Source organism: Pseudomonas sp. RIT288 (assembly GCF_000631985.1).
Classification (GTDB): domain Bacteria; phylum Pseudomonadota; class Gammaproteobacteria; order Pseudomonadales; family Pseudomonadaceae; genus Aquipseudomonas.
The window spans coordinates 348,820-364,995 of the sequence record NZ_JFYN01000001.1 but is presented as its reverse complement, the minus strand read 5'-3'; the positions used below and the strand labels follow the sequence as shown (position 1 = coordinate 364,995).

Annotated in this window: 13 protein-coding genes; 9 read left to right on the top strand and 4 right to left on the bottom strand. The window is 62.5% G+C overall.

What is annotated here, in order from left to right:
• Nucleotides 1–20: 20 nt before the first annotated feature.
• The 7 genes from pepP (at nt 21) to gcvH (ending at nt 8,542) form a co-directional block, all read left to right on the top strand.
• Complete coding sequence (gene pepP, locus BW33_RS01625; protein ID WP_047596680.1) at nt 21–1,355, top strand: Xaa-Pro aminopeptidase; 1,335 nt, start codon at nt 21–23, stop codon at nt 1,353–1,355.
• A complete protein-coding gene (ubiH, locus tag BW33_RS01620; RefSeq protein WP_047596679.1) occupies nt 1,352–2,539 on the top strand; it encodes a 2-octaprenyl-6-methoxyphenyl hydroxylase in 1,188 nt (395 codons plus the stop codon). Before pepP ends, ubiH begins: the two co-directional genes overlap by 4 nt.
• A gap of 109 nt (nt 2,540–2,648) precedes the next feature.
• Nucleotides 2,649–3,866, top strand: coding sequence for a 2-octaprenyl-3-methyl-6-methoxy-1,4-benzoquinol hydroxylase (locus tag BW33_RS01615; protein WP_177327456.1), 1,218 nt, complete (start codon nt 2,649–2,651; stop codon nt 3,864–3,866).
• 242 nt (nt 3,867–4,108) lie between these two features.
• Nucleotides 4,109–5,113, top strand: coding sequence for an extracellular solute-binding protein (locus BW33_RS01610; protein ID WP_047596677.1), 1,005 nt, complete (start codon nt 4,109–4,111; stop codon nt 5,111–5,113).
• Between the two features lie 141 nt (nt 5,114–5,254).
• Nucleotides 5,255–6,871 carry an ABC transporter permease gene (locus BW33_RS01605; RefSeq protein WP_047596676.1) on the top strand — a complete coding sequence of 539 codons (1,617 nt, stop codon included), beginning with the start codon at nt 5,255–5,257 and terminating at the stop codon, nt 6,869–6,871.
• Between the two features lie 156 nt (nt 6,872–7,027).
• Nucleotides 7,028–8,110 carry a glycine cleavage system aminomethyltransferase GcvT gene (gene gcvT, locus BW33_RS01600; RefSeq protein ID WP_047596675.1) on the top strand — a complete coding sequence of 361 codons (1,083 nt, stop codon included), beginning with the start codon at nt 7,028–7,030 and terminating at the stop codon, nt 8,108–8,110.
• A 48-nt stretch (nt 8,111–8,158) separates the two neighbouring features.
• Complete coding sequence (gcvH, locus tag BW33_RS01595; protein ID WP_047596674.1) at nt 8,159–8,542, top strand: glycine cleavage system protein GcvH; 384 nt, start codon at nt 8,159–8,161, stop codon at nt 8,540–8,542.
• Nucleotides 8,543–8,629: 87 nt separating this feature from the next.
• Here the strand turns inward: gcvH and BW33_RS01590 are convergent, their stop codons facing one another.
• A complete protein-coding gene (locus tag BW33_RS01590) occupies nt 8,630–9,769 on the bottom strand; it encodes a DegT/DnrJ/EryC1/StrS family aminotransferase (RefSeq protein WP_047596673.1) in 1,140 nt (379 codons plus the stop codon).
• Between the two features lie 156 nt (nt 9,770–9,925).
• Here BW33_RS01590 and gcvP point away from each other — a divergent pair, with 156 nt between their 5' ends.
• On the top strand, nt 9,926–12,799 hold the full coding sequence (gcvP, locus tag BW33_RS01585) for an aminomethyl-transferring glycine dehydrogenase (RefSeq protein ID WP_047596672.1): 2,874 nt from the start codon (nt 9,926–9,928) through the stop codon (nt 12,797–12,799).
• Nucleotides 12,800–12,877: 78 nt separating this feature from the next.
• On the opposite strand, the gene BW33_RS01580 is transcribed toward gcvP, so the two are convergent.
• The 3 genes from BW33_RS01580 to BW33_RS01570 form a co-directional block, all read right to left on the bottom strand.
• Nucleotides 12,878–13,198 carry a DUF2388 domain-containing protein gene (locus BW33_RS01580; RefSeq protein ID WP_169843014.1) on the bottom strand — a complete coding sequence of 107 codons (321 nt, stop codon included), beginning with the start codon at nt 13,196–13,198 and terminating at the stop codon, nt 12,878–12,880.
• Between the two features lie 65 nt (nt 13,199–13,263).
• The gene (locus BW33_RS01575; protein WP_047596670.1) at nt 13,264–15,048 is read right to left on the bottom strand and encodes a GspE/PulE family protein; all 1,785 of its coding nucleotides are present in this window, start codon (nt 15,046–15,048) and stop codon (nt 13,264–13,266) included.
• Nucleotides 15,049–15,138: 90 nt separating this feature from the next.
• Nucleotides 15,139–15,477 carry a hypothetical protein gene (locus tag BW33_RS01570; protein WP_047596669.1) on the bottom strand — a complete coding sequence of 113 codons (339 nt, stop codon included), beginning with the start codon at nt 15,475–15,477 and terminating at the stop codon, nt 15,139–15,141.
• Between the two features lie 126 nt (nt 15,478–15,603).
• On the opposite strand from BW33_RS01570, the gene BW33_RS01565 reads away from it, so the two are divergent.
• Nucleotides 15,604–16,074 carry an Lrp/AsnC family transcriptional regulator gene (locus BW33_RS01565; protein WP_025112016.1) on the top strand — a complete coding sequence of 157 codons (471 nt, stop codon included), beginning with the start codon at nt 15,604–15,606 and terminating at the stop codon, nt 16,072–16,074.
• Nucleotides 16,075–16,176: the final 102 nt, after the last annotated feature.

Sequence of the window (16,176 nt, the reverse complement as noted above, 5' to 3'; positions counted from 1 at the left end):
CCAGGGAAAGCCATCTGCCCATGACCCATATCCCCAAAGCGGAATACAGCCGTCGCCGCAAGGCCCTGATGGCGCAGATGGAACCCAACAGCATCGCGATCCTGCCCGCCGCTGCGGTCGCGATCCGCAACCGCGACGTCGAACACGTCTACCGTCAGGACAGCGACTTCCAGTACCTCAGCGGTTTCCCCGAGCCACAGGCCGTCATCGTCCTGATGCCCGGCCGCGAGCACGGCGAGTACGTACTGTTCTGCCGTGAGCGCAACGCCGAACGCGAGTTGTGGGACGGCCTGCGCGCCGGGCAGGAAGGCGCGATCCGTGATTACGGCGCTGACGACGCGTTCCCGATTACCGACATCGACGACATCCTGCCGGGCCTGATCGAAGGCCGCGACCGGGTGTATTCGGCGATGGGCAGCAACCCGGAATTCGATCGGCACCTGATGGACTGGATCAACGTGATCCGCTCCAAGGCACACCTCGGCGCCCAGCCACCGAACGAATTCGTTGCCCTGGATCATCTGCTGCACGACATGCGCCTGTATAAATCGGCGGCAGAAGTGAAGGTGATGCGCGAAGCCGCACGGATTTCCGCTCAGGCGCATATCCGCGCGATGCAGGCCAGTCGGCCGGGACTGTACGAGTACAGCCTGGAAGCCGAGCTCGATTACGAATTCCGCAAGGGCGGAGCGAAGATGCCGGCCTACGGTTCGATCGTCGCTGCCGGGCGCAACAGCTGCATCCTGCATTACCAGCAGAATGACGCGCTGCTCAAGGACGGCGATCTGGTGTTGATCGACGCTGGTTGCGAAATCGACTGTTACGCCAGCGACATCACCCGCACCTGGCCGGTCAACGGCAAGTTCTCGCCGGAGCAAAAAGCGATTTACGAGCTGGTGCTGGCCTCGCAGGAAGCCGCGTTCGCTGAAATCGCCCCGAACAAAAACTGGAACCAGGCACACGAAGCGACGGTGCGGGTGATTACCGCAGGCCTGGTCAAGCTCGGGATCCTGCAAGGCGAGGTCGATGAGTTGATCGCGACCGAAACCTATAAAGCGTTTTACATGCACCGTGCCGGCCACTGGCTGGGCATGGATGTACACGACGTCGGCGAGTACAAGGTCGGCGGCGAATGGCGGGTGCTGGAGGTCGGCATGGCGCTGACCGTGGAACCGGGCATCTACATCGCCCCGGACAACCAGCACGTAGCGAAGAAATGGCGCGGCATTGGCGTGCGCATCGAGGATGACGTGGTAGTGACCAAGACCGGTTGTGAAATCCTGACCAGCGGCGTACCGAAAACCGTTGCCGAGATCGAAGCGCTGATGGCGCAAGCACGGACACACGCGGCATGAGTCGAGTCAATCTGGCAATCATCGGTGGCGGCCTGGTCGGCGCCAGTCTGGCGTTGGCCTTGCAGGCCGGGGCCAAGGCTCGTGGCTGGAAAATCGTCCTGATCGAACCGTTCGCCCCCGGCGACAGCTGGCAGCCGAGCTACGACGCGCGTTCGTCGGCGCTGTCCTTCGGTTCGCGGCAGATCTATCAACGGCTGGGCGTGTGGCAGGAGATTTCCCGCCGCGCCGAGCCGATCAAACAGATTCACGTGTCCGACCGTGGTCGCTTCTCCACCGCCCGTCTGTCGGCGATGGAAGAGGGTGTGCCGGCCTTGGGTTACGTGGTGGAAAACGCTTGGCTCGGCCAGTGCCTGTGGCAACACCTCGACAAAGATGTGATCAGCTGGCGCTGCCCGGCGGAAGTCACGCGCATGGAGCCGCTGCCCGACGGCTATCGCTTGACCCTCAACGATGAAACCATCGTCGAGTGCGATCTGGCGGTGCTGGCCGATGGCGGCCGTTCCGGTTTGCGCGAGCAACTGGGCATCAACGTGCGCAAGCGTCCGTACAACCAGAGCGCGCTGATCGCCAACATCACCCCGAGTGAAGCGCACAACGGCATGGCCTTCGAGCGTTTCACCGACGAAGGGCCGATGGCCTTGCTACCGCTGCCGGACAACCGTTGCGCACTGGTCTGGACCCGCCTGGGCATGGATGCGCAACGCCTGGCAGACCTCAGCGAGCGCGATTTCCTCAGTGAATTGCAGGGCGTGTTCGGCTACCGCCTCGGCACCTTGAAACAGGTCGGTGCGCGGCATTTGTATCCGTTGTCGCTGGTCGAGGCCGAAGAGCAGGTGCGCTCGCATCTGGCCGTGCTGGGCAATGCCGCGCACAGTCTGCACCCGATTGCCGGGCAAGGTTTCAACCTGTCCCTGCGCGACGCCGATGCCCTGGCCGCCGCACTGCTCGCCAGCGATAAACCGCTGGGCGACTTCGCCACCTTGCAGGCCTATCGCGAGCGGCAACGCCTGGATCAAGAGCTCACCGTGGGCTTCTCCGATCAGGTCACCCGCCTGTTCGGTAGCACTCAGCCACTGGTCTCGCTGGGCCGCAACATCGGCCTGCTCGGTCTCGATCTGTTGCCACCGGCCAAGCGCTGGTTTGCCCGTCAGGCCATGGGGCTGGGGACGCGGCCGGATGCTTGAGCGGCGGGTCGGCACTTTCACTTTCAGCAGCGCGCCGCCCACTGGCGCGCTCGCTAAAACCCTTTACGGGCGGCGCATGCCGCCAGCGAGACAGGCTTAAAGCATGGAAATGCGCGCAGATCTGCTGATTGTCGGAGCCGGAATGGTCGGCAGCGCCCTCGCGTTGGCGTTGCAGGACAGCGGCCTGGAAGTGTTGCTGCTCGACGGCAGCCCGCTGAGCGTCAAACCGTTCGACGCGACCGCGCCGTTTGAACCGCGGGTCAGCGCGCTGTCGGCGGCCAGCCAGCGGATTCTTGAACGCCTCGGCGTCTGGGACGGCATCGCCAAACGCCGCAGCAGCCCGTACACCGACATGCACGTGTGGGACGGCAGCGGCACCGGGCAGATTCATTTCTCGGCGAGCAGTGTGCATGCCGAAGTGCTCGGCCATATCGTCGAAAACCGCGTGGTGCAGGATGCCTTGCTCGATCGCTTGCATGCCTGCGATCTGGGCATGCTGGCCAACGCACGGCTGGAACAGCTGCGCCGCTCCGGCGACGACTGGCTGCTGACCCTGGCCGATGGTCGGCAGTTGCGCGCACCGCTGGTGATTGCGGCGGACGGCGCCAACTCGGCGGTGCGTCGTCTGACCGGCGTCGCCACCCGCGAGTGGGATTACCTGCACCACGCCATCGTCACCAGCGTGCGCAGCAGCAAGCCGCACCGGATGACCGCGTGGCAGCGATTCACCGATCACGGGCCGTTGGCGTTTCTGCCACTGGAGCGTGACGGGCAGCAGGACTGGTGTTCGATCGTCTGGTCGACCACGCCGAGTGAAGCCGAACGCTTGATGGCGCTGGATGAAGCGGCATTCTGCCGTGAGCTGGAGCGAGCCTTTGAAGGTTGCCTGGGTGAAGTCGTCAGTGCTGATCCACGGCTGTGCGTGCCGTTGCGTCAACGCCACGCCAAACGCTATGTGGCCGAAGGCCTGGCACTGATCGGCGATGCGGCGCACACCATTCACCCGTTGGCCGGGCAGGGTGTGAACCTGGGTTTCCTCGATGCGGCGGTGCTGGCTGAAGTGCTGTTGCAAGCCGCCGAACGTGGCGAGCGTCTGGCCGATGTGAAGGTGCTGAGCCGCTACGAGCGCCGGCGCATGCCGCATAACCTGGCATTGATGGCGGCGATGGAGGGCTTCGAGCGCTTGTTCCAGGCCGACCCGCTGCCGGTGCGCTGGTTGCGCAATGCCGGGTTGAAGCTGGTGGAACAGATGCCGGAGGCCAAGGCGTTGTTTGTGCGCGAAGCTCTCGGCCTGACGGGCGACCTCCCGGCCCTGGCCAAACCCTGAAGGCAATTATTTCTTTGTGGCGAGGGAGCTTGCTCCCGCTGGGCTGCGAAGCGGCCCCAAAAGCCATTTTGGCAGCATTGGCAGTCCTTCGGCCTCCAGCGGGAGCAAGCTCCCTCGCCACAGAGGCCAGCAATTTGGAAGTCATGCAACATCTGGTAACTCCTTGCCCAAGTGTTCGATTGAGCTGGTAAATGTGAGTCCTTATCATTTGGCCCACATTTTCCGACCGAGAGATCACTCCCATGTTGGCACCCAAGCGTCTTCTGACTGCACTGGCCCTGACCCTGATCGGCAGCACCACCGCCCAGGCCGCCGACGAGGTGGTGGTCTACTCCTCGCGTATCGATGAGCTGATCAAACCGGTGTTCGACGCCTACACCGCGAAAACCGGGGTGAAGATCAAATTCATCACCGACAAGGAAGCGCCGCTGATGCAGCGGATCAAGGCCGAAGGCGCAAACGCCACCGCCGACCTGTTGCTGACCGTCGATGCCGGCAACCTCTGGCAGGCCGAGCAGATGGGCATTCTGCAGCCGTTCACCTCGAAGACCATCGACGCCAACATTCCCGCGCAATATCGCTCCTCCAGTCATGCCTGGACTGGCCTGAGCCTGCGCGCGCGTACCATCGCTTACTCCACCGAGCGCGTTAAGCCGGGCGAGCTGACCACCTACGAAGCGCTGGCCGACAAGAATTGGGAAGGGCGCCTGTGCCTGCGCACGGCGAAGAAGGTCTACAACCAGTCGCTGACCGCGACCATGATCGAAGTGCACGGCGCCGAAAAGACCGAGAAGATCCTCAAGGGCTGGGTCAACAACCTGTCCACCGATGTGTTCTCCGACGACGTCGCGGTGCTGGAGGCGATCAATGCCGGGCAGTGCGACGTCGGCATCGTCAACACCTACTACTACGGTCGCCTGCACAAGCAGAAGCCGGACCTGCCGGTAAAACTGTTCTGGCCGAATCAGGCTGATCGCGGCGTACACGTGAACCTGTCGGGCATCGGCCTGACCAAACACGCACCGCACCCGGAAGCAGCCAAGGCGCTGGTCGAGTGGATGACTACGCCAGAGGCGCAAAAGATCTTCGCCGACGTCAACCAGGAATTCCCGGCCAACCCGGCGGTGGCACCTTCGGAAGAAGTGGCGGCGTGGGGCAAGTTCGTCGCTGATACCTTACCGGTAGAAGTGGCGGGCAAGCGTCAGGCCGAAGCGATCCGGATGATGGATCGGGCGGGTTGGAACTGATTCTGCTGCTGTAAAGATCAAAAGATCGCAGCCTTCGGCAGCTCCTACGGGGTGATCAAACTCCCAATGTAGGAGCTGCCGGAGGCTGCGATCTTTTCGCTTTTTTCCCTGAACTCCACGATTTTTCCGCGAGATCTGCAAGTGGCCCACCCCGCCCAACGCCGCTGGTACCCCATCGTCCTCGCCATTGCCGCGCTGGTGCTGTTGCCCCTGAGTGTCCTGCTGCTGTCGTGGCAGACCATCGATCAGCAGATCTGGTCGCACCTGTGGGAAACCCAGATGCCGCGCCTGCTGGGCAACACCCTGACGCTGGTGATTGGCGTCGGTGTCGGCGTGACGCTGCTCGGTGTCAGCCTCGCGTGGCTCACCAGCCTCTGCGAATTCCCCGGAAGACGCTGGCTCGACTGGGCGCTGATGCTGCCGTTCGCCATCCCGGCCTACGTGCTGGCGTTCGTCTTCGTCGGCCTGCTGGATTTCGCCGGCCCGGTACAAACAGTGCTGCGCGAGTGGTTCGGCAGCGGCCTGCGCCTGCCGCGCGTGCGCTCCACCGGCGGGGTGATTGTGGTGCTGGTGCTGGTGTTTTATCCCTACGTCTACCTGTTGGCGCGCACCGCGTTTCTTGCGCAGGGCAAAGGCCTGATGGAAGCGGCGCGGGTACTCGGGCAGTCGCCATGGCAGGCGTTCTGGCGGGTGGCGTTGCCGATGGCGCGTCCGGCGATTGGCGCCGGTGTCGCATTGGCGCTGATGGAGACGCTGGCAGATTTCGGTGCAGTGTCGGTGTTCAATTTCGACACCTTCACCACTGCCATCTACAAAACCTGGTACGGCTTCTTCAGTCTGCCGAGCGCGGCGCAACTGGCGAGTCTGTTGCTGCTGGTGGTAATGCTGGTGCTGTACGGCGAGCGGCGCGCACGCGGTGCCAACCGGGCGAGCAACGAGCGGCCACGGGTCAAGGCGCTGTATCCGTTGCGCGGGTTCAAGGCATTCGCGGCGACTGGCTGGTGCACGTTGGTGTTTGCCTGCGCGTTCGTGATTCCGCTGCTGCAATTGCTGGTGTGGTTCTGGCAGCGCGGGCGCTTCGATCTCGATGAGCGTTACGCCGGGTTGATTCTGCACACCCTTTACCTGGGTGGCATGGCGGCGTTGATCACCGTCAGCGTCGCGCTGCTGCTGGCGTTTGCCCGACGTCTGGCGCCGACCCGGGCGATCCGTTCCGGGGTCAGTCTGGCCAATCTCGGTTATGCACTGCCGGGTTCGGTGCTGGCGGTATCGATCATGCTGGCGTTCAGTTATCTCGACCGCGAACTGGTGATTCCGTTGTCGGGCTGGCTCGGCGGCGCCGGCAAGCCGCTGCTGCTGGGCAGTCTGGCGGCGTTGCTGATGGCCTATCTGGTGCGTTTTATCGCGGTGGCCTACGGGCCGCTGGAAAACAGTCTGGCGCGTATACGGCCTTCATTGCCCGAAGCGGCACGTAGTCTGGGTGTCAGTGGGCCGCGACTGTTTTTCAAAGTGTATCTGCCGCTGTTGCTGCCCGGCACGCTGAGCGCGGCGTTGCTGGTGTTCGTCGATGTGCTCAAGGAAATGCCGGCGACCCTGCTGATGCGCCCGTTTGGCTGGGACACGCTGGCGGTGCGGATCTTCGAAATGACCAGCGAGGGCGAGTGGGCGCGGGCGTCGCTGCCGGCGTTGACCCTGGTGTTGGTGGGTCTGTTGCCGGTCATCGGCCTGATCCGCCGCTCGGCGCACCGAAACACTTAGTCGTCAGTCCTGAATCATGCGGCTACAATGCGCGGCATTCGGTGCGGTTCGTCTGACAGACCCGTTCGCTGGAATCGGCTGAAAGCCTTCTATTTCGCGGCTTTCACCCCGTACAGCAGCTGTCCGCACCTTCGCCACGCCCGGAAGGAGAAACCCATGGGACAGCGTACGCCTCTGTATGACCTGCATCTCGCCCTTGGCGCGAAGATGGTCGATTTTGGCGGTTGGGACATGCCACTGCATTACGGCTCGCAGGTCGAGGAGCACCACGAGGTGCGCCGCGATTGCGGGGTGTTCGATGTTTCCCATATGACCGTTATCGACGTTGATGGCCCACAGGCCAAAGCCTGGCTGCAGCATTTGCTGGCCAATGACGTCGAACGCCTGCACCGCCCCGGCCGAGCGCTCTATAGCACGATGCTCAACGAGCGTGGCGGCATCGTCGACGACATGATCGTCTATCGCCTGGAAGACCGTTATCGACTGGTATTCAACGCCTCCACCCGCGATCAGGATCTGGCGTGGATGCAGGCGCATGTCGCCGGTTACGACGTGCAGCTACACGAGCGCCAGGAACTGGCGATGCTCGCCATTCAAGGCCCGCAGGCCCGGCAGAAAATCGCCGAGCTGGTGACCCAGTCCCGCGCGGCGCTGATCCATCACCTCAAGCCGTTCGAAGCCGAAGTCGATGGCGACTGGTTCATTGCGCGCACCGGGTATACCGGGGAAGACGGCCTGGAAATCGCCCTGCCGGCCGATCAGGCCCCGGGGTTCTTCAACGATCTGATCGGTGCCGGCATTTCCCCGATCGGCCTCGGCGCCCGCGACACGCTGCGGGTCGAGGCCGGAATGAACCTCTACGGCCAGGACATTCATCAAGATGTCTCGCCGCTGGCGTCCAATATGGCCTGGAGCATCGCCTGGGAACCGACCACGCGCCAGTTTATCGGTCGTGCTGCGCTGGAGGCGGAAAAAGCCACCGGCGTTGCGCACAAACTGGTGGGCCTGGTGCTTGAGGAACGGGGTGTCTTGCGCGCCCATCAGGTGGTTCGTATCGCCGATGTTGGCGAAGGAGAGATCACCAGTGGTAGTTTCTCTCCTACGCTAAGCAAATCGATTGCCCTGGCGCGTGTACCGATGGCCACCGCCGACCGCGCCGAAGTGGAAATCCGTGGCAAGTGGTATCCGGTACGAGTGGTCAAACCGACCTTCGTGCGCCATGGCAAAACCTTGATCTAACCTTTTCCGGCGGGCCTGACCGCTGACAATTTCTTGAGGACACCGAGCATGAGCAATATCCCCGCTGAACTGCGTTTTGCCGAAAGTCATGAGTGGGCACGTCTGGAAGCCGACGGCACCGTTACCGTGGGCATCAGCGATCACGCGCAGGAAGCGCTGGGCGATGTGGTGTTCGTCGAGTTGACTGAAGTGGGCACGGTGTTTGCTGCCGGTGATGTCGCTGGTGTGGTTGAATCGGTGAAAGCGGCGTCCGACATCTACTCGCCGATCAGCGGCGAAGTGATTGCGATCAACGAAGCGCTGGCCGACTCGCCGGAAGAGCTGAACAACGATTCTTACAAGTCCTGGATCTTCAAGCTCAAGCCAACCGACAAGGCCGAGCTGGAAAAACTGCTGGACGCTGCCGCCTACAAGGCTGCGATCGGCGAGTAATCCTCGCCCCCTGTAGGAGCTGCCGCAGGCTGCGATCTTTTAAAGACAAGAGCAAAAGATCGCAGCCTGCGGCAGCTCCTGCATTGGTCAGGGCTTCAATACGGCTTTCACCGCCGCCACCGAACGTTCGACATCGTCCTTGGTCATGGTGGTGAACATCGGCAGCGACACGATCAGTCGCCCGATCCGTTCGGCCACCGGCAACATCCCTTCCTTGAAACCGCGCTCGCGGTACAGGCTCAGCAAATGGATCGGCGGGTAGTGATAGCCGATGCCGATGCCGTGTGCCTGCATCTGTTCCATGAACGTAGCGCGGGCCGGCAAGCCGTCCGTGCGCTCCGGCAGCACCAGCTGGAACAGGTGCCAGTTGCTCTGGGTGAAGTCCGCCGGTGGCAGTTGGGCGCCATAGGTCGCTTCGAAGTCAGCGCCAAAACATTTGAAGTAGTGCCGGGCCAGTTCCTGACGATGGGCGGTCAGCGCCTCGATGTGGGCGAATTGACCCAGGCCGATGGTCGCGGCGACATCGGTCATGTTGAACTTGCCGCCGAGCACGTCGACGTCCAGGCCGTCGAAGCCGTTGCGGGTCACGCCCTGCAGGCGGTACTTCTCCGCCAGCCGTGCTTCTTCCGGGGTGTTCAGCACCAGGCAGCCGCCCTCGGAGCAGGTGACGTTCTTGTTCGCCTGAAAACTGAAGGACACAAAATCCCCCGTGGCGCCGATACGCTGACCGTTCCAGCTCGAACCCAGCGCCTGAGCGGCGTCTTCGACGATGCGCAGATTGTGTTTGCGGGCGATGGCGTACAAGCGCTCCATGTCCACCGGAAGGCCGGCGAGGTACACCGGAATCAGCGCTTTGGTGCGGGGGGTGATCGCCGCTTCGAGCTTGTCCAGATCAATGTTGCGGGTCACCGGATCGATGTCGGCGAACACCGGGGTGGCGCCGACTTCGAGAATCACGTTGGCGGTGGCGACCCAGGAAATCGGCGTGGTGATCACTTCGTCACCCGGCCCGATACCGGCGATGCGCAGGGCGATTTCCATGGTGCAGGTGCCGGAGTTGAAGGTGCGCACCGGGCGCCCGCCGAAGTATTCCGATAGCTGTGCTTCAAAGGCCTGGACCTTCGGCCCGCTGGTGATCCAGCCGGAACGCAGCACATCGCCGACGGCGGCAATCGTGGCTTCATCAATGACAGGTTTGGAAAACGGCAGGAACGGCAGTTGGCTCATTGGGATTCGATCATCCGACAGTTGGACGCCTGATGCAGGCGCTACAGCATGCCCCGGAAGCCCTGCCGCCGCCAAGCCGTGCGCGTCGGTATCGGCTGCTATGCTGGTTTGACCGTGTTGCATTGACGCCGAGCGCCAGCCAAGAGAGAGCCCGTCATGTCCCAGTTGCCATCCTTGAGCCAGTTACGCGACCCCGAAGCCTTCCTGCGCCGCCATTTGGGCCCCGACGCCGCGGAACAACAGGCGATGCTCGACAGCCTCGGCCTCGGCAGCCGGGTTGAACTGATCGAGCAGACGGTGCCGCCGGCCATTCGGCTGAATCGGGCACTGGATTTGCCGCCGGCCCTTGATGAGCAGGCGGCGCTGGCCAAGCTGCGCGGTTACGCCGAGCAGAACCAGGTGTGGACCAGCCTGATCGGCATGGGTTACCACGGCACGCTGACGCCAACCGTCATCCTGCGCAACGTGCTGGAAAATCCCGGCTGGTACACCGCCTACACCCCGTATCAACCGGAGATCGCCCAAGGCCGTCTCGAAGCACTGCTGAATTTTCAGCAACTGACCATCGACCTCACCGGGCTTGAACTGGCCAACGCTTCGTTGCTCGACGAAGCCACCGCCGCGGCGGAAGCCATGGCGCTGGCCAAACGCGTGGCGAAGTCCAGGAGCAACCTGTTTTTCGTCGACGAGAACTGTCATCCGCAGACCATCTCCGTGGTGCAGACCCGCGCCGAAGGTTTCGGCTTCGAGCTGATCATCGATGCTGTGGATAACCTCAGCCAGCATCAGGTATTCGGCGCGTTGCTGCAGTATCCCGACACCCACGGCGAGATCCGTGACCTGCGTCCGGTCATCGATCAGTTGCACGCGCAGCAGGCGCTGGCCTGTGTGGCAACGGATTTGTTGAGCCTGTTGCTGCTGACGCCGCCGGGTGAACTGGGCGCGGATGTGGTGTTTGGCTCGTCCCAGCGCTTTGGTGTACCGATGGGCTACGGTGGCCCGCATGCGGCGTTTTTTGCCAGCCGCGAGGAGTACAAACGGGCGATTCCGGGGCGGATCATCGGCGTGTCGAAAGACGCTCGCGGTAACGTCGCGCTGCGCATGGCCCTGCAAACTCGCGAGCAACATATTCGCCGCGAGAAGGCCAATTCGAACATCTGCACCGCGCAGGTGCTGCTCGCCAACATCGCCAGTTGCTACGCGGTGTATCACGGGCCGCAAGGCTTGAAACGCATCGCCCAGCGCGTGCACCGCTTGACCTGCATCCTGGCGGCGGGCCTTGAGCGTCATGGTATTGCGCGGGTCAACGGGCAGTTTTTCGACACCCTCACGCTGGAGGTTGGCGGTGCGCAGAGCGCGATCATCGACAGCGCCCGCGCCGCGCAGATCAACCTGCGGATTCTCGGCCGTGGCCGAGTCGGCTTGAGTCTCGACGAGACTTGCGATGAAAACACGGTGGCCAAACTGTTCGATGTGCTGCTGGGCGCCGATCATGGGCTGAACGTCGACGACATTGATGCGCAAGCGCTGGTTTCCGGCATTCCCGACCACCTGCAGCGCAACACGCCGTACCTGCGCCATCCGGTGTTCAACGCGCATCACAGCGAAACCGAGATGCTGCGCTACCTCAAGCAACTGGAGAACAAGGATCTGGCGCTCAACCAGTCGATGATCCCGCTGGGCTCCTGCACCATGAAGCTCAACGCTACCAGCGAGATGATCCCGATCACCTGGCCACAGTTCGCCAACCTGCACCCGTTCGCGCCGCGGGAACAGGCGGTCGGTTACACCTTGATGATCGAAGAACTGGAGCGCTGGTTGTGCGCGATCACCGGGTTCGATGCGATCTGCATGCAACCGAATTCCGGAGCCCAGGGCGAGTACGCCGGGCTGCTGGCGATTCGCAAATATCACGAGAGTCGGCAGCAGGGCGCGCGGGATATCTGCCTGATTCCATCCTCGGCTCACGGCACCAACCCGGCCTCGGCGCAAATGGCCGGGATGCGCGTGGTGATCGTCGAGTGCGACGAGGCCGGCAACGTTGATCTGGACGACCTGAAAACCAAGGCTGCCGAGGCGGGGGACAAGTTGTCGTGCCTGATGGCGACCTATCCGTCGACCCATGGTGTGTACGAGGAGGGTATCAGCGAAATCTGCGAAGTGATCCACCGGCACGGCGGGCAGGTGTACATGGACGGCGCCAATCTCAATGCACAGGTCGGGCTGGCGCGGCCGGCGGACATCGGTGCCGATGTGTCGCATATGAACCTGCACAAGACGTTCTGCATCCCCCACGGCGGTGGCGGGCCGGGCATGGGGCCGATTGGCATTCGTGCGCATCTGGCGCCGTTCGTTGCCAATCACCCGGTGGTGCCGATTGACGGCCCGTTGCCGCAGAACGGCGCGGTCAGTGCGGCGCCGTGGGGCAGCGCGAGCATTTTGCCGATCAGCTGGATGTACATCGCGATGATGGGGCCGCAACTGGCGGATGCCAGCGAAGTGGCGATCCTTGCGGCGAACTATCTGGCGCAGCATTTATCCGGCGCATTCCCGGTGCTCTACACCGGACGCAACGGGCGGGTGGCCCATGAATGCATTCTCGACCTGCGGCCGTTGAAAGCGCAGACCGGGATCAGCGAAGAAGACGTCGCCAAGCGCCTGATGGACTACGGCTTCCATGCGCCGACCATGTCTTTCCCGGTACCGGGGACGTTAATGGTCGAGCCGACCGAGAGCGAATCAAAGGCCGAACTGGACCGCTTTATCGGCGCCATGCTGAGCATTCGAGCAGAAATCACCGAAGTGCAGAACGGCAACTGGCCGGCGGAAGACAACCCGCTCAAGCGTGCTCCGCATACCTTGGCGGATGTCATCGGAGTCTGGGAACGGCCTTACAGCATCGAACAGGGCATTACCCCGGATGCACACACCAAGGCGCACAAGTATTGGCCGGCGGTGAATCGGGTGGATAACGTTTATGGGGATCGCAATCTGTTTTGTGCCTGCGTCCCGGTGGACGATTACCGCTGAAAGCAAAAGATCGCAGCCTTCGGCAGCTCCTACACTGATTCCTGTAGGAGCTGCCGAAGGCTGCGATCTTTTGATTTTTTACTCGGAGGCTACTGCGTTCTTCGCCAGAATCGCATTCGCCAGTTCCATGTCCGTGGCCTGCAGGCCTGGATTGTCGGCGCGGACTTTCTGCATGGCTGCTTCCAGGTACGGCCCACGGATGCCGCCATCGCTGGCGACGAAGCTGCCGGCATCGTCCTGTGCGGCAACGATCAGCTTGTGATCCTTGAAGGTCAGGTAGGTCGAACCGGTGGTGGCGCCGGACGAAATGACGTTACGCCAAAAGCTGTCGGCCATCGCTGAACCAACGGGAAGGGACAGCAAGGCAAGGGTAGCGACAGCAAGTTTGAGACGCATGATTGAGTGACTCCTGGGGGTTAACTACGGCGTTGGATAACGATTCGCCGATCCGGTTCCGTAGTGGTCTATTTCTGCTCGCTCTGCGGGGTCACCCGCAGCACTTCTTCAAGGGTGGTAAGCCCCGCCGCGACCTTCTGCGCGCCCGACAGGCGCAGGCTGCGCATGCCTTCCTTGAACGCTTGCCGGCGGATGGCGGTGAGGTCGGTGTCCGGGGTGATGAGCGCTTTGAGGTTATCGCTCAACTGCATGATTTCGTAGACCCCGGCGCGTCCGCGATAACCGGTGTCGCGACATTCCAGGCAACCGATCGCCCGTTGCGCATTGCCCGGCAGCGGCGCCTGCCACGGGCGGGTCAGGGTCTGCCAGTCTTCCTCTTCCAGCGTCAGCGGCGCCTTGCAGTGCGGGCACAGGGTGCGCACCAGACGCTGAGCCATGACCCCGAGCACCGTGGCTTTGATCAGATAGTGCGGCACGCCGAGTTCCAGCAGGCGACTGATCGCGCTGGGGGCATCGTTGGTGTGCAGGGTCGACAGCACCAGATGGCCGGTGAGAGCAGCCTGAATCGCCATTTCCGCGGTCTCCAGGTCACGGATCTCGCCGATCATGATGATGTCCGGGTCTTGCCGCATCAGCGCACGCACGCCGGCGGCGAAGCTCAGGTCGATGTTGTGCTGCACTTGCATCTGGTTGAACGCCGGCTCGACCATTTCGATCGGGTCTTCGATGGTGCAGAGGTTGATTTCCGGCGTCGCCAGTTTCTTCAGCGTGGTGTACAGCGTGGTGGTCTTGCCCGAACCAGTGGGCCCGGTGACCAGGATGATGCCGTTGGGCTGGCGGGTCATGTCCTGCCAGCGGCGCAGGTCGTCGGCGGAAAAGCCCAACTGATCGAAGTCCTTGAGCAGCACTTCCGGGTCAAAAATCCGCATGACCATTTTTTCGCCAAACGCGGTGGGCAGCGTTGAGAGCCGCAGCTCCACCTCGCCGCCGTCCGGGGTCTTGGTCTTGACCCGGCCGTCCTGGGGTTTGCGCTTCTCGGCGACGTTCATCCGCCCGAGGCTTTTCAGGCGGCTGACGATCGCCATGGTCACCTGCGGCGGGAATTGATAGACGTTGTGCAGCACGCCGTCGATGCGGAAACGCACGGTGCCCTGTTCGCGGCGCGGTTCGATGTGGATATCACTGGCGCGCTGCTGGAAGGCGTACTGGAACAGCCAGTCGACAATGTTGACGATGTGCGCGTCGTTGGCGTCCGGCTCCTGATCACTGGCGCCGAGGTTGAGCAGTTGTTCGAAGTTGCCGAGGTTGCCGCTCTGCGCGTCGGCATTGCTGGCGCCGCTGACCGATTTGGCCAGGCGGAAGAACTCGACGCTGAAGCGCTGGATGTCCACCGGGTTGGCGACGACCCGTTTGATCGGCAACTTCAGCACGTGGGTCAGGTCAGCCTCCCAGCCGGTGACGTAGGGCTGGGCGCTGGCGACGACCACGGCGTCACGGTCGACCGCTACCGCAAGAATCTTGTGGCGCTGGGCAAAGGCGTAGGACATCAGCGGGGTGATTGCCGCAACGTTGATCTTCAACGGGTCGATGCGCATGTACGGCTGACCGGCCTGCTGCGCCAGCCACAGGGTCAGGCTTTCCAGATCCAGATGTTTGCCCGGACGGCTGAGGTCATCCAGTTGCTGGCTGGCGATGAATTCCAGCGGATGCTGCTGGCCGTGGGTCGCGTGGCGCCGCCGGGCATTGAGCGCCTGCTCCGCCGAATCCTGGCTGATAAAGCCTTGGGCAACCAGCTCACGCAATACATCGTTGAGATCCAGCCAGCGGTCCTGAGTGGCGAGTTGAACGGGCATGCGGGCTCCTTTTGAACGACAGTTCGCAAAGGATAGTCGTGGCCCTGCCGACCGTTGGGCCACTACCCGACAAAGCCGTTGCCGGATTTGTCAGCCCGCCGCTTGGGCTGACGCAGCCCACGCCGTGTCGGCGTCTTGCAGGTTCACCGAGCAGACGCTGATCAGGTTACGAAGTTTTTCCGCGATCACCTCGGCACGATGCCAGCTCAGACCATCAATGACGATATCGATCGACAGCAGATCGTCGAGCCGCTCGACGTGGACCTGCTGCGGCGTGAGGAACTGCAGTGCGAACAGGTTCAGCACCCGCACCGGCAGATCCGGTTCGGCTTCGGCGAGCAACTGATAACGCGCGCAGCAGTGCGCGTTGTTGACGTTCCACACATCGGCGCGGGGCGCGGGGGTATTCACGGCTTCGAGGTGAGGCATGTCCGGTCTCCAGAGTCAGTGGGGGAATTTTTACATTCGATGCCGGGCATTTCTTGTCTAAGATGAGCGGATTGGCGGATTACTCGACAAGAACAATTCGGAAAATGATCATATTGAGGATTGGTTATGCATAGCGAGCTGGACAGCTACGACCGGCGCATTCTCGCCCTGCTGCAGGAGGACGCTTCGCTGTCCAGCGCACAGATCGCCGAGCAGGTCGGCCTGTCGCAATCACCGTGCTGGCGGCGGATTCAGCGGATGAAAGAGGAGGGGATCATTCGCGGGCAGGTGACCTTGCTCGATCGCAAGAAGATCGGCCTGAACACGCAGATCTTTGCCGAGATCAAACTCAACGCCCACGGGCGATCGAACTTCACCGAATTCACCGAGGCGATTCGCGGCTTTCCGGAAGTGCTGGAGTGTTATGTGCTGATGGGCGCGGTGGATTTTCTGTTGCGGATTGTCGCGGCGGACATCGAGGCGTATGAGCGGTTTTTCTTCGAGAAACTGTCGCTGGTGCCGGGGATTCAGGAAGTGAATTCGATTGTGGCATTGTCGGAGATCAAGTCGACGACCAGCCTCCCGGTCATGCGTTGATGGCCTCTGTGGCGAGGGAGCTTGCTCCCGCTGGGCTGCGAAGCGGCCCCAGAATCTGCAATTGCAGGACTTGGGAGTCCTTCGGCCTCCAGCGGGAGCAAG